This is a genomic window from Neiella litorisoli (assembly GCF_014773395.1).
Classification (GTDB): Bacteria; Pseudomonadota; Gammaproteobacteria; order Enterobacterales; family Neiellaceae; genus Neiella; species Neiella litorisoli.
This window is the reverse complement of record NZ_JACXAF010000023.1, coordinates 1-24123: the sequence shown is the minus strand read 5'-3', so window position 1 is coordinate 24123 and position 24123 is coordinate 1. Positions and strand designations below refer to the sequence as shown.

At 50.1% G+C, this 24123-nt stretch carries 23 protein-coding genes; 7 read left to right on the top strand and 16 right to left on the bottom strand.

The genetic code is table 11. The features are described from left to right. Window positions 1-4: 4 nt before the first annotated feature. Entirely contained in the window at window positions 5-1507 is a 1503-nt protein-coding gene (mltF, locus tag IC617_RS15410; protein WP_191145881.1) for a membrane-bound lytic murein transglycosylase MltF, read from the top strand. Between the two features lie 196 nt (window positions 1508-1703). On the opposite strand, the gene tadA is transcribed toward mltF, so the two are convergent. Then, window positions 1704-2201, bottom strand: coding sequence for a tRNA adenosine(34) deaminase TadA (gene tadA, locus IC617_RS15405; RefSeq protein ID WP_369410418.1), 498 nt, complete (start codon window positions 2199-2201; stop codon window positions 1704-1706). 206 nt (window positions 2202-2407) lie between these two features. On the opposite strand from tadA, the gene IC617_RS15400 reads away from it, so the two are divergent. After that, window positions 2408-4015: a methyl-accepting chemotaxis protein gene (locus tag IC617_RS15400; RefSeq protein ID WP_191145880.1), complete on the top strand. Its 1608-nt coding sequence runs from the start codon at window positions 2408-2410 to the stop codon at window positions 4013-4015. Here the strand turns inward: IC617_RS15400 and IC617_RS15395 are convergent. Next, a complete protein-coding gene (locus IC617_RS15395) occupies window positions 4012-4437 on the bottom strand; it encodes a hypothetical protein (RefSeq protein WP_191145879.1) in 426 nt (141 codons plus the stop codon). The two genes, IC617_RS15400 and IC617_RS15395, sit on opposite strands and share 4 nt — an antisense overlap. Window positions 4438-4663: 226 nt before the next feature. Here IC617_RS15395 and IC617_RS15390 point away from each other — a divergent pair, with 226 nt between their 5' ends. Continuing rightward, entirely contained in the window at window positions 4664-5413 is a 750-nt protein-coding gene (locus tag IC617_RS15390) for a TerC family protein (RefSeq protein ID WP_439651277.1), read from the top strand. A gap of 53 nt (window positions 5414-5466) precedes the next feature. On the opposite strand, the gene guaA is transcribed toward IC617_RS15390, so the two are convergent. Beyond that, window positions 5467-7044, bottom strand: a complete 1578-nt coding sequence (gene guaA / locus IC617_RS15385) for a glutamine-hydrolyzing GMP synthase (protein ID WP_191145877.1) — start codon at window positions 7042-7044, stop codon at window positions 5467-5469. 122 nt (window positions 7045-7166) lie between these two features. Then, window positions 7167-8630 (bottom strand): IMP dehydrogenase, encoded by a 1464-nt coding sequence (guaB, locus tag IC617_RS15380; protein WP_191145876.1) that lies wholly within the window; start codon window positions 8628-8630, stop codon window positions 7167-7169. Window positions 8631-8969: 339 nt separating this feature from the next. On the opposite strand from guaB, the gene xseA reads away from it, so the two are divergent. Continuing rightward, complete coding sequence (gene xseA, locus IC617_RS15375; protein WP_191145875.1) at window positions 8970-10316, top strand: exodeoxyribonuclease VII large subunit; 1347 nt, start codon at window positions 8970-8972, stop codon at window positions 10314-10316. A 67-nt stretch (window positions 10317-10383) separates the two neighbouring features. On the opposite strand, the gene IC617_RS15370 is transcribed toward xseA, so the two are convergent. The 10 genes from IC617_RS15370 to folE form a co-directional block, all read right to left on the bottom strand. Then, entirely contained in the window at window positions 10384-10638 is a 255-nt protein-coding gene (locus tag IC617_RS15370; RefSeq protein ID WP_191145874.1) for a zinc ribbon domain-containing protein, read from the bottom strand. Between the two features lie 28 nt (window positions 10639-10666). After that, window positions 10667-12178 carry a ribosome biogenesis GTPase Der gene (gene der, locus IC617_RS15365; RefSeq protein ID WP_191145873.1) on the bottom strand — a complete coding sequence of 504 codons (1512 nt, stop codon included), beginning with the start codon at window positions 12176-12178 and terminating at the stop codon, window positions 10667-10669. 69 nt (window positions 12179-12247) lie between these two features. After that, a complete protein-coding gene (gene bamB / locus IC617_RS15360; protein ID WP_191145872.1) occupies window positions 12248-13441 on the bottom strand; it encodes an outer membrane protein assembly factor BamB in 1194 nt (397 codons plus the stop codon). A gap of 4 nt (window positions 13442-13445) precedes the next feature. Continuing rightward, window positions 13446-14081: a YfgM family protein gene (locus IC617_RS15355; protein ID WP_191145871.1), complete on the bottom strand. Its 636-nt coding sequence runs from the start codon at window positions 14079-14081 to the stop codon at window positions 13446-13448. Window positions 14082-14084: 3 nt separating this feature from the next. Continuing rightward, entirely contained in the window at window positions 14085-15374 is a 1290-nt protein-coding gene (hisS, locus tag IC617_RS15350) for a histidine--tRNA ligase (protein ID WP_191145870.1), read from the bottom strand. A gap of 98 nt (window positions 15375-15472) precedes the next feature. Beyond that, window positions 15473-16594, bottom strand: coding sequence for a flavodoxin-dependent (E)-4-hydroxy-3-methylbut-2-enyl-diphosphate synthase (gene ispG, locus IC617_RS15345; protein WP_191145869.1), 1122 nt, complete (start codon window positions 16592-16594; stop codon window positions 15473-15475). A 4-nt stretch (window positions 16595-16598) separates the two neighbouring features. Beyond that, window positions 16599-17576 carry a RodZ domain-containing protein gene (locus tag IC617_RS15340; RefSeq protein ID WP_191145868.1) on the bottom strand — a complete coding sequence of 326 codons (978 nt, stop codon included), beginning with the start codon at window positions 17574-17576 and terminating at the stop codon, window positions 16599-16601. A 24-nt stretch (window positions 17577-17600) separates the two neighbouring features. After that, complete coding sequence (gene pilW / locus IC617_RS15335) at window positions 17601-18752, bottom strand: type IV pilus biogenesis/stability protein PilW (protein WP_191145867.1); 1152 nt, start codon at window positions 18750-18752, stop codon at window positions 17601-17603. A gap of 25 nt (window positions 18753-18777) precedes the next feature. Next, a complete protein-coding gene (gene rlmN, locus IC617_RS15330; protein WP_191145866.1) occupies window positions 18778-19896 on the bottom strand; it encodes a dual-specificity RNA methyltransferase RlmN in 1119 nt (372 codons plus the stop codon). A gap of 106 nt (window positions 19897-20002) precedes the next feature. After that, a complete protein-coding gene (folE, locus tag IC617_RS15325) occupies window positions 20003-20644 on the bottom strand; it encodes a GTP cyclohydrolase I FolE (protein WP_255522925.1) in 642 nt (213 codons plus the stop codon). Window positions 20645-20838: 194 nt separating this feature from the next. Here folE and folM point away from each other — a divergent pair, with 194 nt between their 5' ends. After that, entirely contained in the window at window positions 20839-21552 is a 714-nt protein-coding gene (folM, locus tag IC617_RS15320; protein WP_224746053.1) for a dihydromonapterin reductase, read from the top strand. Here the strand turns inward: folM and ybiA are convergent, their stop codons facing one another. Both ybiA and IC617_RS15310 read right to left on the bottom strand, forming a co-directional pair. Further along, window positions 21553-22017, bottom strand: coding sequence for a riboflavin biosynthesis intermediates N-glycosidase (gene ybiA / locus IC617_RS15315; protein ID WP_224746050.1), 465 nt, complete (start codon window positions 22015-22017; stop codon window positions 21553-21555). Between the two features lie 64 nt (window positions 22018-22081). After that, entirely contained in the window at window positions 22082-22639 is a 558-nt protein-coding gene (locus IC617_RS15310) for a DUF4136 domain-containing protein (RefSeq protein WP_191145863.1), read from the bottom strand. A gap of 357 nt (window positions 22640-22996) precedes the next feature. On the opposite strand from IC617_RS15310, the gene bfr (IC617_RS15305) reads away from it, so the two are divergent. Further along, window positions 22997-23461, top strand: coding sequence for a bacterioferritin (bfr, locus tag IC617_RS15305; RefSeq protein ID WP_191145862.1), 465 nt, complete (start codon window positions 22997-22999; stop codon window positions 23459-23461). Between the two features lie 23 nt (window positions 23462-23484). Next, window positions 23485-23952: a bacterioferritin gene (bfr, locus tag IC617_RS15300; RefSeq protein WP_191145861.1), complete on the top strand. Its 468-nt coding sequence runs from the start codon at window positions 23485-23487 to the stop codon at window positions 23950-23952. The last annotated feature ends 171 nt before the right edge of the window (window positions 23953-24123 follow it).

The window sequence follows — 24123 nt, the reverse complement described above, 5'->3', positions numbered from 1 at the left end:
ATTTATGAGAAGTTGGCATCCAAAGCAGTATGTTGTTTGGCTTATTCTGGCGTTATCTACCCTGCTGGCGGGCTGTTTGCCGCAAACTCCACAGGCCGATTCTCACCTTCAGCTCATTCAGCAGCGTGGCGTTCTGCGCGTTGGCACCTTGTTTGGAGCGACCACCTACATGCAAGCTCAGTCGGGCGAAACTGGGCTGGAGTATGATCTCGCCCATTCATTTGCCCGATACCTTGGCGTTGAGTTACAGATGGTGCCGGTTCATCACATCGACATGCTATTCAACAAACTCGAAGCCAATGAAATTGACTTAGCGGCCGCCGGATTAACCCCCACATCAAAGCGCCGTAGCCAGTTCCGGTTCGGTCCCAGCTATTATCAGGTCACTCAAAAAGTCGTATTCAAAAAAGGCAATCGATGGCCGTTGAGCTTAAATCAGGTGCCCGGTGAATTAGTCGTGATGGCCAACAGTGCCCACGCTGAAAAATTGATGGAAGAGCAACAGCAGCACCCCGACTTGCAATGGCGCGAGAGCGCCAACGACAACAGCGATTCATTGCTGATGAAAGTGCTCTCTGGCGACATTGACTACACCCTAGTCGACTCGACTCAACTGGATTCAATGCGTCGCTTTCATCCTGAATTGTCGGTGGCCTTTTCCCTTGAAGGCGAACAACACATTGCCTGGGCATTTGCCGACTCTGATGACGACAGCCTGTTTGGAATTGCCATTGAATATTTCAGCTGGATCAACGATCAGGGCCTGCTCGCCGAAATTGAGCACAAGTATTTCAGTCACATCAATGAGTTTGACTACGTCGATACCAGAGCTTTTATCCGCGCGACAAAACGTAAATTGCCGCGCTATCGCAAACTATTTGAGCGTTATGCTCAAACCATTGATTGGGAGCTGCTGGCCGCGATTAGTTATCAGGAATCGCACTGGAATCCCAAGGCAACTTCTTTTACCGGCGTTCGGGGCATGATGATGCTTACACAGGCCACCGCCAGCGGTGTTGGCGTCACTGACCGCCTCGATCCAGAGCAAAGCATCATGGGCGGTGCCAAGTACTTAGAGAAGATGTTAGCGCGCATTCCTGACAAAGTGCCGGAAAATGAACGTATGTGGTTTGCGCTAGCAGCCTATAATGTAGGTTACGGACATTTGATCGATGCAATGGATATCACCGAGCTTCGTGATAGAAATCGCTACTCTTGGTTAGATGTGCAAGAGAGCTTGCCGTTGCTACGCAAGCGCCAATGGTACAAGCAAACCAAATTTGGCTACGCCCGCGGCGATGAGCCAGTCCGTTATGTTCGCAATATTCGCCGCTATTACGAAACGTTATTGTGGTTAGAGCGCCAGGCATCTCGGCAAAAAGAGCTGGAGCGCCAGCAAGACCGCTTCTCCAACATTACCGAATTGATCGAGAAATTTGAGGAGCCGGAAGATCAACAAAGCGCGTTGGAGGAAGCTGCAGAGGCTGAATCAGCCGAACAGCCATAACGCGTTTTGGTGATTCGATTCATCGAATTGTAATAATTGGCAAGTGTAATGGCGGAGAACTGAAAATGAGGTTGAAACCAATGCGTAAAACTCGCACCAGAAGTCAAAACTTACGACGCTTCATGCAAGTGAAACGAACTAAACGCAATATTTATGCGCGCTTGAGAAAGCAGCACACCATGTTTTTGGCAGACAACTAGTCTGCCAACAGATCATTCTGACGCGCTTTTTTCTGTGCCTTTTGTTGTGCCCGTTTGTTCCGAAAAAAGCGCTTGAGCTGCTCAGCGCAGCGTTCTTGCTCAACCCCTCCGAGCACCTCTACCTGATGATTTAATTGCGCAGATTGAAGTAATTGAAATACCGTTCCTGCGGAGCCCGTACGCGGATCTGCGGCACCATAAACAAGACGGCCGACCCGAGCATGAACCATTGCACCAGCACACATAGGGCAAGGCTCTAAGGTGACATACAAGGTAGTATTAGTAAGGCGGTAATTGCTAACCCGCTCGCCAGCTTGCCGCAATGCCATGATTTCAGCGTGAGCTGTTGGATCATGCTGACAAATGCTCTGATTGAACCCTTCAGCGATTACCTCGCCATTATCGCCAACCAGCACCGCACCAACAGGCACCTCACCAAGCTCTTCAGCTTGCGCCGCTAACTCGATGGCGCGCCGCATCCACTTTTGATCCACAACTATCTCCCGAACACCCAAGATCGGCTATTGAACCACAGTTTGGCGCGTCCCCCTAGAGCCTGCTGATCGTTGGTGTCTGTTTTACGGCTGTTGCTTACTGATTTATTTGTGACTTTTTTAACAGTGCCGGCCTTCCCTACAGCCGAAATCGCAAATAGCGATTATAGTTTTTTCAAGGATTAGCCACGACTCGTGCACTTGCAATGAAGCAACTTTCCATCGCAACCAAGCTTTACCTGACCATGGCATTGGTCGGCCTTGTGTTGCTCCTCATTACACTGTCGTTCAGCTACCAGCACGAGCGCGATCTGGTTCGACAAATGGCGTCGAAACAAGCAACGGCTCTGGCCAATGGTTATTTTGAATCGGTCAATACCTTAATGCTTTCCGGGGCGATGACTCAACAACCAGTGCTTCACCGAAAAATGCTATCGCAGGCCAACGTTGAGCGCCTCGATATTATTCGTGGCGAAGCGTTAGTTGCCATGTTTGGTCTCGGTACTCAAGGTTCAACTCACCTTGATGCTCTCGAACGCCGAGCACTAACCGGTGAGCATATTGAGCATTTCAGCAGCGCATCGGGGACGCCCCTAGTGACGGTGTTGACGCCAATTGTCATGACAGCAAACCATGATGGTATTAATTGCTTAATGTGCCATGCAACCAGCAAGGAAGGGGAAATCGCCGGCGCGGTTCGCATCGATTACTCATTGGCGGACGCGGAGCAACAAATTTATCAGGCGTTATGGCAACAATCAGGCTTGCTCACGCTCATCTTCGCCATTGGCGTTGCCGCGTTGGCTCTGGTATTTAAGCGCACCGTAGTCGCGCGATTAAACGATCTGCGCGGTAAACTGGCGACCATCTCCGAGCATTCCGATTTGTCAGTACAGCTAGGAGGCCAGCGCGGAGATGAAATTGGTCAAGTGTATCGCTCCATCGATCAATTACTGGCGCAATTTCGTCACAGCGTGAAGCAACTGGCTTCAAACACCCACCTTCTCCATGACACCGCCGAACAAGTCCATCACATTGCCGCCTCGACCGAGAAGTCGGTCGTCGAACTCAAAGAGGGGACGGACTCGGTCGCAACAAGTATGACCGAGATGGAATCATCGGCAGCGGAAGTGTTGCAAAACGCCAAATACACCGCTGAGCGCTCAGAATCGGCCAATCAGCAGGCGCGCAGTGGCGCCATCGAGTCTCAGCGCGTACAAGCACAAATTGAACAGCTCGCAACACTAGTGAGCTCTGCCAGCCAAAGCTTGGAGCAGCTCGAAGAGCGCAGCGACAAAGTCAGTACCGTGGTGGAAGTGATATCGGCAATAGCCGAGCAAACGAATTTGTTGGCGTTAAACGCCGCGATCGAAGCAGCCCGCGCAGGCGAGCAAGGCCGAGGCTTCTCTGTGGTCGCCGACGAGGTGCGTTCTCTGGCCAACCGAACCCATGATTCAACGGACGAAATTAAATCGATCAATGAAGAGTTGCGGCGCCAGAAAGATCAGGTCGTCGGGATTATCGAGCAGGTCATTCAATCTGCACAGAATTCGTCGGGCAGTATTCAGCAGCTCGCGGAGCAGCTAACGGCAATTGAGGCCCAGAGCGACGAAATATCGCAACTCAACGCCCAAGTTGCCCAAGCCGCCAACGAACAAACCAAAGCCATGGAGCAGATTAATGGCCATTTAGCCGCGATCCGGCAAATCGCCGAAAAATCGGCTCAAGATGCTGCCACCGACAATGTGATTAGTGACAAAGTGGTGGCACTTTCGGAAAAACTTGAGGCAATCGTCGATGCTTACAAAATCTAGGGGCTGTTTGCCGCTTCTGGGGCTGCTGGCGTAACAACCGCCGCCACTTGGCCTTGCTGCAAATAGTTCAACAACTCATCACATTGCTGCGCTCTGCCCGGTTCATCAAGCTGCCCCCAGTTTTGCTCAACCATGTGAAGGAAGACGTTCACCACCGAATCCATGGTTCTGCCCTGCTCCAACGCCATCGTGGTGATCGCTTGTCGGCCCAGTTCAATATCACTTTGATGCTGCCCTAACCACTGTTGATAGGCGGCTTTAATGGGAGATAGTGGGTTCTGTTGCAAGCACATGTCACTGAGCGACTGGTACATCACTGAACGGGCAAATAGCTGGTGGTTGGGGTCAACTGATTCGGGCTCTTGGCTCAACGCGGGGCTCGTCAGGGCTAATCCAATGGCACCAATTACTATAGATTTCAATCGCTCAGTCATCATTTACTCGCTATCCTTCGAGAGTTTTATTGCAGCAAGACTATTTGAAAAAAGTTCAAAAGCATAGCGCCAAAGCTCGCTGACTTGAGCTGTGCAGCATTTGCTGCTGTAGAACAAGGCCCGCATTTCCCTTTGCGAAGGGCAAAAAGCCATCCATACTCCCAACAGCAAACAAAATCATATAACAGGTAGTCGCAAGCAAATGATGGAATGGATGAGTTCACCGGAGGCGTGGGTCGCTCTGGGCACTTTAACTGTGCTGGAGGTCGTGCTGGGTATCGACAACATTATCTTTATCTCGATTCTATGTGGCCGATTGCCTAAAGCCGTTCGCGCCAAGGCTCGCTACATAGGCCTTTCAGTCGCATTGTTCGCCCGTATCGCCCTGCTGTTGTCGATCACTTGGGTGATGGGACTCACCGCTCCCTTGGTTGAAATCATGGGAAATGCCATCAGTGGGCGGGATTTGATATTGATTGGCGGCGGACTCTTCCTGCTCGCTAAAAGCACCCATGAAATCCACAATTCTCTCGAAGGTGACGAAGACCATCAAACTTCAGCGGTGCAGGCCACCTTTGGTGCCGTCATTATTCAAATCGTGCTGATTGATATTGTCTTTAGTTTTGATTCGGTGATCACGGCTGTCGGGATTGCCAAACACGTACCTGTCATGATTATCGCCATGGTCATTGCTGTGGTTGTGATGATGCTGGCGGCTTCGAGTATTGCTGAATTTGTTGAGCGCCACCCAACGGTTAAAATGCTGGCGCTGAGCTTTTTGGTGCTGCTCGGTTTCACTCTCATTGCTGAAGGCTTTGAGCTACACATTCCAAAAGGCTACATCTACTTTGCCATGGCGTTCTCGTTCGGGGTTGAAATGCTCAACTTGCGAATGAAAAAGAAACGACAAAAAGCAGTGCGCCTACACAATCCTCGCAAAGCCAAGCTCGAAGCGCCGGAATAATTGCCACAAAAAAGCCAGCTTGCGCTGGCTTTTGGAGCAATTCAACAGGGCGGTTATTCCCATTCAATGGTTGCAGGCGGCTTGCCGGAAACGTCGTAAACCACTCGAGAAATGCCGTCGATCTCGTTGATGATACGGTTTGACACTTTACCTAAAAATTCATACGGCAAGTGTGCCCAGTGCGCGGTCATAAAGTCGATGGTTTCCACCGCACGCAATGACACCACCCAATCGTATTTGCGACCATCGCCCATGACACCAACCGAGCGGACTGGCAGGAATACGGTAAAGGCTTGGCTCACTTTGTGGTAGAGATCAGCCGCATGTAGCTCCTCGATGAAGATCGCATCGGCACGACGCAGCAGATCGCAGTATTCTTTTTTCACTTCACCCAGTACCCGTACACCGAGACCTGGGCCAGGGAATGGGTGGCGATACAGCATGTCATACGGCAAGCCCAGTTCTAGGCCGATCTTGCGGACTTCGTCCTTGAACAGCTCTTTCAGCGGCTCGACCAAACCGAGTTCCATGTCTTCAGGCAAACCACCAACATTGTGGTGCGACTTAATCACATGGGCTTTACCGGTTTTCGAAGCAGCAGATTCAATCACGTCAGGGTAAATGGTGCCTTGGGCCAACCATTTGACGTCGGTTTGTTTGCCAGCCTCTTCATCAAACACTTCAATAAAAGTGTGGCCAATCTTTTTACGCTTGGCTTCAGGGTCAGCTTCTCCGGCAAGTGCATTTAAGAAACGCTCTTCGGCTTTAACATGGACGATGTTGAGACCGAAGTGATCACCAAACATTTCCATCACCTGCTCGCCCTCATTCAATCGCAGCAGGCCATTATCGACGAACACACAGGTCAAGTTGGGACCGATCGCGCGGTGCAACAACATGGCAACCACCGAACTATCAACACCGCCAGACAAGCCAAGAATGACCTTGTCATCACCGACTTGCTTTTTAATGGTTTCGATGGCGTTTTCAATGATTGAGGCGGAAGTCCACAACTTCTCACACTGGCAAATTTGAACAACAAAGTGCTCTAAAATACGCATACCTTGACGGGTATGGGTTACTTCAGGGTGGAATTGAACACCGTAGAAATGGCGTGACTCGTCGGCCATTGCCGCGTACGGGCAAGATGAAGTCTGAGCAATGGTGGTGAAACCTTCTGGAATACTGGCAACTTTATCGCCGTGGCTCATCCAGACATCGAGTAACGCATTGCCATTGTCACCAACATGATCTTCAATGGCATCGAATAATGCGCTCTTTGCAATGAGCTCAACCTGAGCATAACCGAATTCGCGATGCTCCGAGCCTTGCACCGAGCCACCGAGTTGATGAGCCATGGTTTGCATGCCATAGCAAACACCCAACACCGGAACGCCGGCATTAAAGACATACTCGGGTGCCCGTGGTGAGCCCGCTTCGGTGACACTCTCTGGGCCGCCTGACAAGATGATGCCTTGTGGGTTGAAATCACGAATATCCTGCTCGGTCACATCCCACGCCCAAAGCTCACAATAAACACCCAATTCACGAATGCGGCGGGCAATAAGCTGGGTGTACTGGGAACCAAAGTCCAGAATTAGAATTTTATGGTCGTGGATGTCTTTGCTCATGATGTTGCAATTCTCACTTTGCGAAATAACAAAACGAGGACGGCAACTGTCTCCAAACAGCGGTCGTCCTCGAGCATAGCCAGCGAGGTTGCAATCAGCGTCGCTGGCAGTCAGTCATTAATTTAGCCCAAACGGTAGTTTGGTGCTTCTTTGGTAATCGTCACGTCGTGAACGTGAGATTCGCCCATTCCGGCGCTGGTCACTTTGACAAATTCAGCCTTGGTGCGCAGCTCATCGATCGTGGCACAACCGGTCAGACCCATGCATGAACGCAGACCGCCCATTTGCTGGTGAATGATACCGTTCAATGTACCTTTGTACGGGATACGTCCTTCGATGCCTTCTGGCACCAACTTGTCTGCCGCATTATCACTTTGGAAATAGCGATCTGACGAGCCTTTTGACATCGCACCGAGCGAGCCCATACCACGATAGCTCTTAAAGGCTCGGCCTTGGTACAACTCGATCTCACCTGGCGCTTCATCAGTACCAGCAAACATAGAGCCGACCATGACGCATGAGGCGCCAGCGGCAATGGCCTTGGCTAAATCACCTGAATAACGAATGCCGCCATCAGCAATCACCGGAATATCGCGCTCTTTCAGTGCTTCAACAGCATCGGACACAGCGGTAATTTGTGGCACACCAACACCCGTCACAATCCGGGTGGTACAAATAGAGCCAGGACCAATACCAACTTTGACCGCATCACAACCGGCATCGGCAAGCGCCACTGCACCAGCTCCAGTGGCAACATTACCACCGATAATCTGCACCTGCGGGTAAGCGTCTTTAGTGGCGCGAATACGATTCAAAACGCCTTGCGAATGACCGTGGCTTGAATCAACCAGCAGCACATCGACACCAGCAGCAACCAAAGCAGCAACCCGCTCTTCATTGCCCTCACCGGCACCCACTGCGGCACCTACGCGCAAACGGCCTTGTGAATCTTTACAAGCGTTCGGTTTGCGTTCCGCTTTTTTGAAGTCTTTGACGGTGATCATGCCGGCTAGTTTGAAGTCATCATGAACAACCAGAATCTTTTCAATTCGGTGTTCGTGCATCAGATGCTGGACATCTTCACGGTTGGCGCTGGTGTGCACCGTCACCAACTTTTCTTTTGGCGTCATGATGTGTTTGACTTGCTTGGACAAGTCACGTTCAAAACGAACATCACGACTGGTGACAATACCAATTAAGTCATTGTCGTCATTGACCACAGGGAAGCCTGAGAAACCGAGCTTCTGCTGTAAGTGAATCAACTCACCGATCGATAGTTCTGGCCCAACTGTAGTTGGCTCATCAACCATGCCACTTTCGTATTTTTTAACGATACGAACTTGTTCAGCTTGCGCTTCAATCGACATGTTTTTGTGAATAAAGCCAATCCCGCCCTCCTGGGCAAGCGCAATCGCAAGACGCGCTTCGGTCACCGTATCCATGGCGGCAGACAGCATCGGAATATTGAGGTCAATGGTCTTGGTCAGACGGGTGCGAAGGTTCGCCGTGTTGGGCAAAACTTCTGAGTGGGCTGGAACAAGCAAAACGTCATCAAACGTTAATGCTTCTTTAGCAATTCTTAGCATGATGCAACTCTCAACCTAGCAAGTGACGGTCATTTGGTTGCGGCCGTATTCTACCGATAAGGAAGAGTTGAAACAAATAAATATTTGATGAATATCACGCCTTGGCCATTGTTTTTAACAATTGCCTGTAAAGGCAACACTACGAATCAGCAGATTATCAGCAACCAAGAGTCACCCGCGTCGGCCCTTCATGTGCCTACAACCTACTAGGCTCAATAAGCAGCGCCCCCAAAATGCGCGCTGTTGCCAGATACTCAAGCTGATTTTGCGACAACTATTTGGTCAAGTTAAGGCATAATGCCCAGTTAAAACACCTGCCGTAACCATAGAGCCTATCCGATGATTTCTGCTGACAATATCTTTAGTGTTTCGCAACTCAACCAACATGTCAGTCAGCTGTTAAGCCAACAGGTCGGCACCATCTGGTTGGAGGCTGAAATTGGCCAGCTCACTCGAGCCGCTTCCGGCCACTGGTACCTAACCCTAAAAGATGCCTCATCACAAGTCCGCTGCGCCATGTTTCGTACGCGCAACCGCCAGCTAAGCTGGCAGCCCAATGTCGGCGATGCGGTATTGGTTAAAGCCCAAGTTGGCTTGTACGCGCCGCGCGGAGAATACCAACTGGTCATCGATGCCATGCAGCCAGCCGGGATCGGGCGCTTACAGCAAGCTTTTGAGCAAATGAAGCGCACCTTGCATCAGCGCGGCTGGTTTGACCATGAACGCAAGCGGGCGCTGCCGCAGTCGATTCGCAAAGTCGGCGTCGTGACCTCATCATCAGGCGCCGCTATTCATGACATTTTGACTGTGATGGCACGTCGCGATGCCAGCGTTGAAGTCGTGATTTACCCGACAGCGGTGCAAGGCGAAGGCGCCGCCGAACAAATTGCCGTGCAAATAGCCATGGCCAACCGACGCAATGAAGTGGATCTGCTGATTATTGGTCGCGGTGGCGGTAGCTTGGAAGATTTATGGTGTTTTAACACCGAAGTGGTCGCCGCAGCGATCGTCAATAGTCGTTTACCGGTGATCAGTGCGGTTGGTCATGAAGTGGATGTTAGTATTGCTGATCTGGTTGCCGATCTGAGAGCTGCGACGCCATCAGCTGCCGCAGAGTTAGTGACTTCAGATGCCGAACATCGATTGCAAGCTTTTAATAACATGGTTAGCCGGCTCAATCACGGCTGGCGCCAACAACAGCAAACTCGCCAGTTGGTGTTGTCGCAACTCGCTCAGCGACTGGAACGACAACATCCAAGCTTACAAATTCAACAACACAATCAACGGGCAGACGAGCTTCATTTTAGACTTCAGCGAGCCATTCAAAAACGCCTAGAGCAAGGTAAAAATAAGCAGCTAACAATGCAGCACCGCCTATCTGAACAACGGCCATCGCTAACCCTCAGCCGTAAACGCAGTGAGCTTCAGAACTTCGATCAGCGCTTAGCAACAACAATCAGCCGTACTCTGCAACAACAACAGAATAAGCTGGCGGTAATGGCAGCAAAACTCGATATTGTCAGCCCACTGGCAACCCTAAGCCGTGGCTATAGCATCAGCCGCAATGAGCAACAGCAAGTGATCCGTAGTGTCAGTCAAGTGACTCAAGGGCAAAAATTAATCACCCTAGTTGAAGATGGCCAAATAGAAAGTGAGGTGATCGGCAGCGACAAAACAGCCGATTGATTCTGAAGTGACTTGCAGTGCCGCTCCTATGCAGCTGGAGCGGCCAAGTTAGAAAAAGCGAGTAAAACTAAAAACCAGCTCGCACGGGTTCAAAAGATACTTCTAGGTATCGGTGTCGAACCACCGACTTTGACTTCAGTTCATTGCAGTGATTACAGAAGTAATCAACTGCACCACAGGCTTTTAAAATGCTAAGTGGGTCGCCACAGACATCACATACTGCTTGCGCCTCATATTGCGAACTGCACTCCTCGCAACGATGATGGCCGTCGTCGGCTATTAAGTAGCCCTGGCACTTCGGGCATTTCGGTCGTAGGGTCATAGGTCACCTCAGAGGTAGTTTTGTTTTATTATTTTTGTCTACCCTTGATGTACTTCATTAAACGACGTCTTTTTCTGATTTGACTCAAAGTTAGTGTATTTTTTTTGTCCTTATACGGGTTATCACCTTCTTTAAATTCGATTTTGATAGGTGTACCCATAATTTGTAGCGAACGTCGGAAATAGTTAGTCAGGTAACGCTTATACGAGCCGGGCAATGACGTCACCATATTGCCATGGACCACAATCACCGGCGGATTGTAACCACCGGCGTGGGCATAACGCAGTTTACTGCGGCGGCCCCGAACCATCGGTGGGTTATGATCTTCCGCCGCACCATGCAGGATCCGAGTCAGCATCGATGTCGAAACCCGACGTGTCGCCGATTGATACGCCTCTTGGACCGATTCAAACAAGTGACCAACGCCACTGCCATGTAATGCAGAGATAAAGTGAACTCGGGCAAAATCAACAAACCCTAAGCGGCGATCGAGCTCATCTTTAATTCGATCACGAGCATGGGTATCGAGACCGTCCCACTTATTGACCGCCACCACAAGCGAGCGGCCAGCATTGAGCACAAAGCCCAATAGGCTCATATCCTGATCACTAATACCAGCGTGGGCATCCAACACCAATAACACCACATTGGCATCTTCAATAGCCTGCAGCGTTTTGATCACGGAAAACTTTTCGATGGCTTCATTGACTCTAGCGCGCCGGCGAATACCTGCGGTATCAATCAAAATGTAATCTTGCTCGTCCCGCTCCATGGGAATGTATACCGAATCACGAGTGGTACCAGGCATGTCATACACCACCACTCGATCTTCGCCCAAGATGCGGTTGGTCAGAGTCGATTTACCGACATTAGGACGACCGACAATTGCCAACTTGATCGGCAGATCTTCAAATGGCTGGGCGTCTTCGTCTTGCTCTTCTAACTCTGCTAGCTCTTGCTCTGACAGCTCATCATCAAAGTCTTCAAGCTCTTCATCCGCAATCAGATCATCGGCTAAATCGTCAAAATTCGGCTCTGCCTCAAGTTCTTTTAACAAAGGAACTAACGATTCATCCAACACCTGACTGACGCCACGGCCCTGCGCAGCAGCGATGCCGAACATTTCACTGATGCCAAGCTGATAGAAATCAGCCATCACTTGGTTGGCATCAACGCCATCAATTTTGTTAACCAGCAACACCACATTTTTTTCGCCACGGCGCAAATGCTCAGCGATTTCAATGTCGGTTGGCGTCAAGCCGTCGCGGCCATCAACCATAAAGAAGATGATATTGGCCTCTTCAATCGCCTGTTGCGATTGCTCCACCATTAATGCGTCGATACCTTCTTCATCACCGTAGATACCTGCGGTGTCGATAACGATGTACTCACGCTCCTGAAACCGAGCTCGACCATACTGACGATCGCGCGTCAGACCAGGAAAATCGGCAACCAGCGCATCTCTGGTTCGGGTCAGACGATTAAACAGGGTCGATTTGCCGACATTCGGTCGTCCAACCAACGCAATCACTGGGGTCATTCGTTCTTTCTCCAACAAAAAGCCCCGAGGCCGGGGCTTTAAAAAATCTAGCGAGCTACCGGGGCAACACTAAGGTGTCTGAATTGCGTACACATCGCCGTCTCGGGATTGCAGATAAGCAACATTGCCTTCCACAACCGGCGTCGAGTAGAGGCCATCAGAATCAATATACATTCGCGCAACAAATTGTCCGGTATTGCCATCCAGCCAATGCAGATAACCTTCAAAGTCACCAACAATGACGTAGCGAGAAACAAATGCTGGCGTCGTGATTTGGCGGTTTTCCAACTCGCGGTTGGCCCATAGTTCAGTGGCATCACGGCGATCAATCGCAAACACATAGCTCGATGAACTGCTTAGATAAATCTCAAAGCCGTCCATCACCATGCCTTGATAAGACGAGTATGGGCGTTTCCACTTCTCACGACCGGAGCGCATTTCTGCTGCAACTAAGTCACCATTGTAGGCTACTGCGTAGACAGTGTCCCCGCCGGTCAGCACATCAGCATCAATATCAACCATCCGCTCAAGATCATTGGTGCCGCCAGGTAGCGTCACTTGTTCTTCCCAAATCTGGAAGCCGCGCTCAAGGAAAATAGCGGTTAACTTGCCATCAGCCGTGCCAGCGAACACGGCGCCGTTGTCAATAGCTGGGGTACCAGAGCCACGCAGCGTCAACGGCGGGACTGCGCCTTCAAAGTTCCACAGCTCTTCACCGGTTTCGGCATCAAGACCATAAATCTTACCCGATAGCGTGCTGGCCACCACGATGCCATCAGATACCGCAGGCGGCGCTAAAACTTCACCAGCGACAGTGGCTCGCCAAACTTCTTCACCGGTTTCAGCATCTAAGCCCAACACAAAGCCGCGCTCAGTACCCAGAAAGACTTTCTTGTAAGCAACCGTCACCGCACCTGAAACCATGGCCGAGCGATAACCGCCAAACCAGCGGTCGGTATCGCGCTCACCAACGTGGACTTCCCAAAGGGTATCGCCAGTTTCTTGGTCAAGCGCTTTCACGACACCATCGCGACTGGCTGCAAACACTTTGTCGTAGCCAACTGCGGGGCGCAAGCGTGACGCATGGTCACCCACACCACTGCCGACAGAAGCCGACCATAGCTGCTTGCCTTCGAACTGAGGTTCGAATTCGACAAGCTCAGCAACAATGATTTGGTCTTCGTCATCACTAAACAGTGAGCACGCTGACAATGTAAACGTCGCCAGAGCCGCTACGGCCAATGGGCGGAACCAGTTCGTCACAAGCTTACTCCTTGCTAGCCGTCTCTACCGGCGGAAGCTGCGCTACGGGCGCAGCAATGTCATCTAAGCGAATTTGAATTGACGCCGCTTGTTGTGGCGAAACATTCATTAGCGCGGTTTGGAACGCGTCGCGTGCTGCTTCGGTATCGCCTGCTGCGATGTGTGCTTCACCTTTAACGACTTCAACCTCACCCAGCAATGACTGCGGCCAGTCGCCAGCCAACGTGGCCAGTGCGGCATCGAGCTGATTCAAGGCAACTTGAATACGGGCTAAGCGAATTTTAGCAACCTGTTGCAACGCCACTTCATCAGCGCCAGCAATCACTTGCTTTAACGTCGCTGCGGCGGCTTCTAACTCGCCTGCTTCGACTTGCGTTTTCGCCAACTTCAATTCAGCTACTGCAACATAGCCTGACTTACTGTAATCACTGGCAAAGCCTTGCAATTGCTCGGCAGTCAATGCTTTTGAAAAAGCATCTGCCGCTTCGGCACTTTCAAGCACTTGCTGCTCTTGAAAATAACGGAAGCCGTAAATGCCGCCTAGGCCGATAATAATGCCTAATAAAATTTGATTGCCGTTTTTACGCCAAAACGCCTTAATGGCTTCAACCTGTTGTTCTTCGGTCTGGTAACCTTCCACACCTTACTCCGTTTCGTTCATTACCGCCGCGAGGCGTGTTGCTACTTCAGCCAAAGGAACTTGCTCCTGTGGCAGATCATGATTTCGTAAATGTTTAAGGCCGACAACGCCATCAGCCAACTCTTGCTGGCCGAGGATCAAGGCACAACGAGCGCCGCTCTTATCCGCGCGCTTAAACTGTTTTTTCAAATTGCCGCCACCAAGGTGCTGCATAATGCGAACGCCGGCCAGCTCAGTCCGCAACTGTTGCGCAAGCTTCATGCTGGCAGCAACGCATTCGTCGCCACTCGCCATGCAATAGACATCGACTGGCGCAGGCAAATTGTCTAACTTGCCCAAGGTTTCGAGCAACAGCAATAAACGCTCCATGCCCATGGCAAAACCAACCGCTGTGGTTGCTTTGCCGCCAAGTTGCTCGACCAAGCCATCATAGCGGCCACCGGCACAAACCGTACCTTGAGCACCAAGCGCATCGGTGACCCATTCAAACACGGTTTTGTTGTAATAATCCAGCCCGCGTACCAAGCGTTCGTTAATCTGATAAGCAATGCCCAGTGCGTCCAATAGTTGACACAGTTTGGTCATGTGCTGCTTGCTGTCTTCGTCTAGATACTCGGACAGCTTGGGCGCATTAACCAGCAATGCTTGAGTTTGCGGATTTTTGCTATCCAATACACGCAGCGGATTACTGTGTAAGCGGCGCTTGCTATCTTCATCAAGCTGCGCTTCATGGGCGGTCAGAAATTCGACCAAAGCATCTTTGTAGTCCGCTCGGGCCTGATTAGAGCCAAGTGAGTTGAGCTGCAAAGTAACCTGATCAGAAATACCAAAGTCTTGCCACATTTTGGCCGTCAGCTGAATCACTTCAGCATCAGCATCAGCACCGGCTAGGCCATACAACTCAACACCAAACTGATGGAACTGGCGATAGCGACCTTTTTGCGGGCGCTCGTGACGGAACATTGGGCCGATATACCACAAGCGTTGTTCCTGATTGTACAGCAAACCGCCTTGGTTGCCGGCGCGAACACAGCTGGCGGTGCCTTCTGGGCGCAAGGTCAGGCTGTCACCATTGCGATCGTCGAAGGTATACATTTCCTTCTCGACGATGTCGGTCACTTCACCAATTGAACGCTTGAACAGGTCTGTGCTTTCTACCACTGGCGTGCGGATCTCAGCATAGCCATAACCGGCAACCAGATCGCGCAACCCTTGTTCAATAAACTGCCAAGCAGGAGACTGATCAGGAAGACAGTCGTTCATACCGCGAACGGCTTGAATTTGTTTCGCCACAGTGATGTTTTACCAAAGAAAGATAATTAAAGACCCGGCATTATAAGGAAGCCGGGCCGCATTACAAAATGTCGTTGGGAACTGAGTACCGAGATTTTTTACGAATCACCGATCTCGGTCACATCGATCCGGTGTTCTGGCAGCTCGCGATTCAATCGTGCGCGAATTCGGCTTTCGAGTTGATCAACCAAGTGATCATTATCGAAACGCTCTTTTTGACGCTCACCATCTTCATAAAAACCACTGCGTTTATGGCCACCAGCAACACCGATATCAGACACTTGCGCCTCTCCCGGCCCGTTGACCACACAGCCAATCACCGAGACATCCATCGGCGTCACCACATCTTCGAGACGCTGCTCAAGTTCATTGACGGTGCCAATGACATCAAACTCTTGTCGCGAACAAGATGGACAAGCAATGAAATTGATACCACGGGAGCGAATGCGAAGGGACTTGAGGATATCGAAACCAACTTTGATTTCTTCTACCGGATCGGCGGCGAGAGAAACCCGCAAGGTATCGCCGATCCCTTCGGCCAATAACATGCCAAGGCCAATTGCTGATTTCACTGCACCAGCACGCGCGCCACCGGCTTCGGTGATCCCCAAGTGCAGCGGTTGATCGATTTTTTTAGCCAACAAGCGATACGCATCAACGGCTAAAAAAACATCAGACGCTTTCACGCTGACCTTAAACTGGTCGAAATTAAGCTTGTCGAGATAATCGACATGACGCATCGCTGACTCAACCAACGCCTCAGGCGTTGGCTCGCCATATTTTTCTTGTAAATCGCGCTCCAAAGAGCCGCCATTTACGCCAATTCGAATGGGAATATTGCGCTCACGAGCGGCATCAACCACGGCTCTCACCCGATCTTCGCGGCCAATATTGCCAGGGTTAATTCGTAAGCAATCGACGCCATACTCAGCCACTTTTAAGGCAATGCGATAATCAAAATGAATGTCAGCAACCAGTGGAATATTGGTTTGCTGCTTAATCAGTTTAAAGGCTTCCGCAGCATCCATAGTTGGCACCGAGACCCGAACGATATCGGCACCGACACTTTCCAACGCTTTAATTTGGGCAACTGTCGCTTCGACGTCCGTGGTCAGGGTATTGGTCATTGACTGGACCGAGATCGGCGCACCGTCGCCGATTGGCACATTGCCAACCATAATGCGAGTCGATTGCCGACGTTTTATAGGATTCTCAATCATCTGATTACTCTGCTGGGAATGTTAAACGCAATGTTTTAAGTGGATTATCCACTTCAAATGGATAAGTTTCGCCTTGGTATTCTATCGTCACGGCATCAGGCACGCCAAATATCGCATGAAATGGTGGTACACCAGAAAACTCAACGACTCGAGATGGCGTCTTGACCCCCTCGACTACCACCTCTCCGGTGGCATCTTCAACCCGCATCCAGCAGTCTTTCGACAGCATAAAGCGAACTTGCGCGACATCAGCAGGCTCACTCGCGGGCAACTGTTCCTCAGTCATCTGCTCAGTAACGTCTGCTGAGAACTGCTCGTCAAGTGAGCGCTCTACTTCATCAAGTACTTCTGCTGCAGCAGAACTATCAGCGTCTTCAACAGGCTCGATTTCAGCTTGTGGCTCAGCCAAATCAGCGTCACCAGCGACAACCGCAAGTTCAGATGCGTCGCTCTCTTGGCTGGCTTCATCGCCATCAACGGCCGAACTCGGCCATGATGAAACCGACTCATCTTCAGCAGTTTGTTGCATTACGTCAGCAGCCTGTTCGACTTCGTTTGCTGGTATCGCATTGTTATTGAGTTGGCCGTTTTGCTGTTTTTGCCACCACCAAACCACCAGAAATCCAATCAGCACCAGCACGATGAGATAAGTCAGCCACATCACTCGGTTGTCTGAGCGCTCCGTCGACGTTCGGTTAGAAAAACTCTGCATTTGCGCTTGCTCAGTCTGGCCCTGATAAGCTTCGAGTACGTTGCTTTCGGGGATACCAAGTAATCGCGCATAACTGCCTAAATAGCCTCGAACAAAAGTACTCGACGGCAGGTTGTCATTATCATCGGCTTCCAGCGCCTCAATCACCACGGGCCGCAAATTCAATCGCGCCGCCACATCAGCAACAGAGAGCTGCGCCTGCTCGCGCGCTTGTTGCAATAGTTGGCCAGCTGTTGTGGTTTCAGGCGCTGTGTGATTATCGTCTGCCATAGGTGAAAGATCCGGTGCTTTAAATTAATACTTGGTATAAACAATTTGTCCGTTGGTCAAACCAACGATAAATGCCTGCTTTGGCTTAACGAGCTTTTTAGCTTTTTCTGCGGCTTCAACACTGGCATAGCTTCCGGCTAAATATTTGAACCAGCCATCATCCTCAACTTCAACAATGTCTAGGCTTTGATCCTTCAGCCGCCCGCTCAGATAAGCCGCCGATAACCGCTCAACACTTGCTGCGACTTGTATTTTGTAAACAATGTCAGTCACGCTTGTTGGAGCGTCATTGTTTGCACTGTTTGCACTATTTGTACTTAGGCTCGGCGACTGAGCGCTATTTGCTTGAGCACTCATTGTTTGCGCATCGGTTGTTTGAGCAACTGTTGCTTGAACACTGGTGCCGCTTGGCGCCGCTGACGCCCTATTTAACGCGGCGTAAGCTTGCGGATAACGCGATTGCAGTATCAACCGGTACTTTTGAATATCTTGTCGATTATTTTGCTTTACCGCTAACCGATAGCCTAGGACGGCACTATCAGCACTTAATGAATGACGCGCCAAATAGCGCTGAAAATAAAAGTCCGCAGAATCGGTCAAACCCAATTGCAGATATGCATCGGACAGCCCCAGCAAAGTTCTGGGCCGAGCTGCGTCGTAGCTCAATACTTTGTCAAAATAGTCGTGCGCATGCTGCGGCTGTGAGTGGCTTAACGCACAAAGGCCAGCATTCTCATATGCATCGGCCACACGGATGTAAGTCGGTTCTTGTACGGCCGCCATAAATTGCTTAATGGCTTTGGTGTACTGATCTTGCTGACAAAGAAACACGCCATAGTTGTTCATCACCGAGCCATCGTTAGCACCGTAGCGCAGCGCATCTTGATAGGCTTTTTCAGCCAGTTCAGGTTCATCGACACGTTGGTAGTAATATGCCAACGCCGAATGGACTTCCGGCAGCTGTGGTGCGTGTTGCTTCGCTTTGGTGAGATTGTACTTGGCTTGCGCGGGGTCGCCGTTTTGCAGATAACGAAGGCCAAGAGCAACTCGGGTTCGAGCCGCTTCAACTGGATCTGACTGTTGTTCGACGACCTGCTTATTGGTGCCAGCGACGCGTGTCTCGGTAACACAACCGACAATGGCTAAAGCAGTGAACAACAGCAGAAAATAGCGCATGAAAAATAACGTAGGTTATTGGCAATTACGCCATTTTGACCGAAATAGATTCACCTTGCATCCGTTTTTTCAGCGTACGCTTGGTGCGGTCAACAACATCACCGGCCAATTGGCCACAAGCGGCATCAATATCGTCGCCTCGGGTCTTACGAACAATGACGGTAAAGCCGTGTTCCATTAACACTTTTGCGAAGCGGTCAATGCGTGAGTTAGACGAGCGACCATAAGGAGCCTGCGGGAACGGGTTCCATGGAATCAAGTTGATTTTGCAAGGCGTGTTCTTCATCACCTTAGCTAGCTCGTGAGCCTGCTCCATGCTGTCATTGACATGATCGAGCATGACGTATTCAACCGTCACCTTACCTTGATTAGCATTGGACTTGCTCAAATAGTTGCGCACTGACGCTAAAAAGGTATCGATGTTGTACTTCTTGTTGATCGGCACAATCTCGTCACGCAGCTCGTCATTTGGGGCATGTAGTGAAATGGCAAGTGCCACATCAATTTGGTCGGCTAATTTATCCAACGCTGGAACCACGCCAGAGGTGCTCAAGGTGACACGGCGTTTGGATAAACCAAAGCCAAAGTCATCCATCATCAAATCCATTGCTGGCACCACGTTCTTCACGTTCAGCAGCGGCTCACCCATGCCCATCATCACCACATTGGTGATCGGACGATCATCATTCAGTGCTGCTGGGCCAATAATTTTAGCCGCTCGCCAGACTTGGCCGATGATTTCAGCAACAGACAGGTTGCGGTTGAATCCTTGTTGCGCCGTCGAACAAAAAGTACATTCCAGCGCGCACCCCACTTGCGACGAAACGCAGAGAGTCGCGCGTCCTTCTTCGGGAATGTAGACGGTTTCGACTTCCTGACCACCCGCTACGGTAAGCGCCCACTTGATGGTGCCATCGGAGCTGCGCTGTTCAGTCGCCACCTCCGGCGCTTTGATTTCAGCTCGTTCAATCAACTTTTGCCGCAACACCTTGTTAATGTTGGTCATCTGCTCAAAGTCGTCGTAACCAAAGTGATAAATCCACTTCATTACCTGATCAGCACGAAAAGGCTTCTCGCCCATTTCGACGAAAAACTCTCGCATCTGCTGACGACTGAGATCCAGTAAGTTGATTTTTTCTGCCACGCGCTTGCCCTTCTACAACCACCCCGAATTTTGGGGCGCGGAATTGTACAAATTTTAGCAGGCTAAAGCTAGAGCCCGATGATTTCTCTGCTATCGCGCCAAATCGTTAGCTCAAAAACTCGGCTCGGGTTTTCGAACTGCTTTTAAATACGCCTCCCAAAGCAGTTGTTTCTGTTGACGAATTTGCATCCATGACGCCTCTAGATTTGACGCAATAATGGGTTGCCCGAATGCTTACCGCAACGTCTTGCGTGTTCAGTAATGTTTGCAATGCGATGAGTATTTGCCGCGTGAGGCGCTCTTGTACCTGCGGACGCTGAGCGAAAAACCGCACAATACGGTTGATTTTCGACAGCCCAATAACGCTGGTTCGTGGGATATATGCAACCGTCGCGCTGCCATCAATGGTGATAAAGTGATGCTCACAGGTGGACGTCACCGCAATATCTCGGACTTTGACCATCTCATCGCAACCCATCTTGTTGTCGATTTGAGTGATCTTCGGAAAATTCTCATAATCCAAGCCACAAAAGATTTCATCGACATACATTTTCGCGATTCGGTGCGGCGTTTCGGCGAGGCTATCATCATTCAAATCAAGACCAAGCGTGCTGACCACTTGCATCATACTGGCCTTGATTTGCTGGTACTTTTGGTCGCGGCTGAGGCCGTTGTCATGCAAGGGTGTTTCTAACCCAGCAGCAACGAGCGCTTGTTTGACCGCTTCGGCTTGTGGCGACATCATCATCCTTTGTTCTCTATTTTGTTTTATGTTTGGATGTACGCAAATGGCAGTAGTTAAGATTGATCAATAGGGCAATTTCAATCGTTAACTGATTGAATTGAACAATCAAACTCATTTTAAGTGTATAGCATGTGGCGCAAAGCGCTTATCGGAAGGACCAGCAATCGATGAACTCAGGCTCTAGTGATCAACAGCAATTGACTAATGCGGTCATTATTACCGGCGGCGCGCAACGAGTCGGCAAGGCGTTAGCCATTGCCCTTGCTCAACAAGGCTTCGACGTTGTCATTAGTTACCGGACCATGAAGCCGGCAGTGACCGAACTGCGGGAATTGGGCATTCACTGCCAACAGGCCGATTTTTCGTCACAAACAGGTATCGATGATTTCATTGGTTGGATTAACCAAAAGTGCGGCTCGATTCGGGCGCTGATCCACAACGCCTCCGATTGGTTAGCGGAATCTGCCGACGTGTCGCCACAGCAAACCATGAATCAGATGATGCAAATCCACGCCATGGTGCCCTATCAATTGAACTTAGCCTTAGCCGAGCTACTACAAACATCAACCCAAGGGGATATCATTCACCTGACCGATTACGTCGTCAAAACCGGCAGTAAAAAGCACATTGCTTATGCCGCCAGTAAATCGGCTTTGGAAAACATGACCAAGTCGTTTGCAGCGCTGCTTGCACCAAAAGTAAAGGTCAACGCCATCGCGCCTGGCTTAATCATGTTCAATGAACATGATGATGAGCGCTATCGCGAAAAAGCCAAACGCAAGTCATTGATGGCGATTGAGCCCGGCCCTCAGGTCGTGATTGACACCATCAATTACATCATCAACAACCCGTATCTGACCGGTAGTTGCGTTGACTTAGACGGCGGCCGAGCATTGGCCAGTAAGCAATAGTTAGGCTTGCTCCGCAAATAGCTTGTCGCGCACATTCATCAACACTTGGCCATATTGGTTTTCACCTCGCTTGTCCCGGCCACATCCCCAAAAGTAATCGTAGGCATCGTTTTCAATCAGGGTTTGACCGCGGGACTCGAGGAGCGCTTGGGCTAGTTCGGGGTAACACTTGGCAGAAACATAAATCGCCCGAGTCATCACCACGGTTTGGATTTTCTTCCAGTCTCGGCGCGGCCGCCGGTACCACTTCGAACCAATTTTGCTGGCTTGTTCCGGCGTCGGCGCTTGGTTGATCCGCTGACGCAGGGCTTCATCGGTGAATTTCATTGCCTGAAAGTAATGTTCAATGGTCGGCCAAGTCATACCATCTAATTCGAAAGGGCGTTCAACGTGACTCGACATCGGGTGAGCAGTGTCGTAACGCGAAAAAAATGTTTTGTCATCCGTATCTTCACGAGCAAACATCAATAGCATCCTGTTGTAGCAAAAAAGGGCGAACTCATCGCTTGTTTAAGTAGCTCGGGTCTGGTTACCAACCCGGCACTTCCGCGAACATGGCTTGCACGTAGGTGTTGGTCGATTCGATTTTCTGCTCAACAGTTGCACGGCGCACACGCTTTTTGCCAATACTTCGGAAAACCACTCGATTCTCCGTCGGATCAACCAAGTCGATTAGTAATTGCCCCTCGGTAAATTGCTCAACATCAATATCATTGCCCCAACCGGCGCCCCAGTAGCGTCGGTGGTAGCGGCCGTAGTAGTTAAAATTATTGTGATAAGAGCGAATTCGAGTGCGATCTTTGCTGGTCAGGTGGTAGGCCACTAAGATCTCAGCTTGGTCTTTTGCTACTGGCGTCATGCCGCGCATTTGCAAAGCGTCATTAATCGCCTGCTCAACCCGCTGTTCATCAAGGTTGGTACCGGCCTGTCCTTCGTAGGATTGAGCGTTAGCAGGGATCAGATAATAAGTTTTGAGAAAGGCAAAGTGGAATTCGTCGGTATAGTCCGACTCGACATTCGGCGTGCTGGCACAACCACTCAACACTAGTACTAAAGAACACAACCATGTTGATAATCGCCAATTCATTTCTCTACCTCGCTGGTTTTACTACTATCACATTGAAGACTAAACGTTTCTATCAGCCCTGACCAGACAAAGATTGACCTGAGCGGGGCGGCCAACGACGATGGCCATTGGCGACCAGCCCGTTGCCCTTCCATGATTTACCCCAAGCTTATCGGAACCTCGCCGTATCGGCTAACTGCCCGATTAATAACGAGTTGTCACACAAGCCCGTCATTGCGACTAATAACAACAACCATTATCATTTGCAAGCGCATGAAAAATAAAAGGTTTTTTATTGTTCTATGTCAATTTTTGAACTAAGCTCTGGCTTATAAATTGAAGCAACCCAAAGCAATACCAAAAGCTATTGGAGGCAACATGTTAAGCGATAAAGAAGTCATTCAAGCACTCAACCGAGTCCTTACCAGTGAATTGACCTCAATTAATCAGTTTTTTCTTCACGCGCGAATGTTTAAAAATTGGGGCTTTTCCAAGCTCAATGACAAAGCCTACAAAAAGTCGATTAAAGACATGAAACAGGCCGATGAACTGATCGAACGTATTTTGTTTTTAGAAGGTCTGCCCAACTTGCAGCAACTCGGGCATCTGCGCATTGGCGAGCACCCAGAGGAAATGTTGACTTGCGACATGGCATTTGAGGTAGAGCAATTGCCAATCCTGCGTGATGCAATCGCGTTGTGTGAACAAAAAGCAGATTATGTCTCTCGACAGCTGCTCGAAGAGATTTTGGAAGACGAAGAAGAATACGTTGATTGGATCGAAACCCAGCAACACCAATTAAAAGAACTTGGCACTGAAAACTATTTACAGGCGCAACTATAAACTGCAGCCAGAGGAGCATTCCCATGAAAGGTAATCAACAAGTTATCGACTCTCTGAATCGACTATTGGCAGCAGAGCTAGCAGCAATGGATCAGTATTTCATCCATTCTGAAATGTATGCTGATTGGGGTCTGACTAAGTTATATGAGCGCATCTCACACGAATTTGATGATGAGAAAGGCCACGCCAAACTGCTGATTGAGCGCATTTTGTTTCTTGAAGGCACGCCGTGCATGACCAAGCGCGATGACCTGCGCATTGGTTCCGATGTTGAATCCATGCTGCAAGGCGATTTAGATCTGGAATACGATGTAGCCGAAGCCCTGCGTGACGTCATTGCAATCTGCGAACAAGAACGTGACTACCAAACTCGTAATATCTTGCAAACCTTGCTCGAAGATACCGAGCAAGACCATGCCTACTGGTTAGAGCAACAGCTTGGCCTCATCAAGCGTATTGGTCTGGCTAACTATCAGCAATCCATGATGTAACCAGTCACTTGTTAATGCCGAGTGCTTTGGCACATTCAAAATACTCCGGCACGATCAAAAAAGCCCCGCATCGCGCTGTCTTTCATACACAAATCCCTCGATGCAGATCGGGGGATTTTTTTTGAACTCATATTGCTTTTGCTGATCACAATAATTCACTCTATGCCAAGG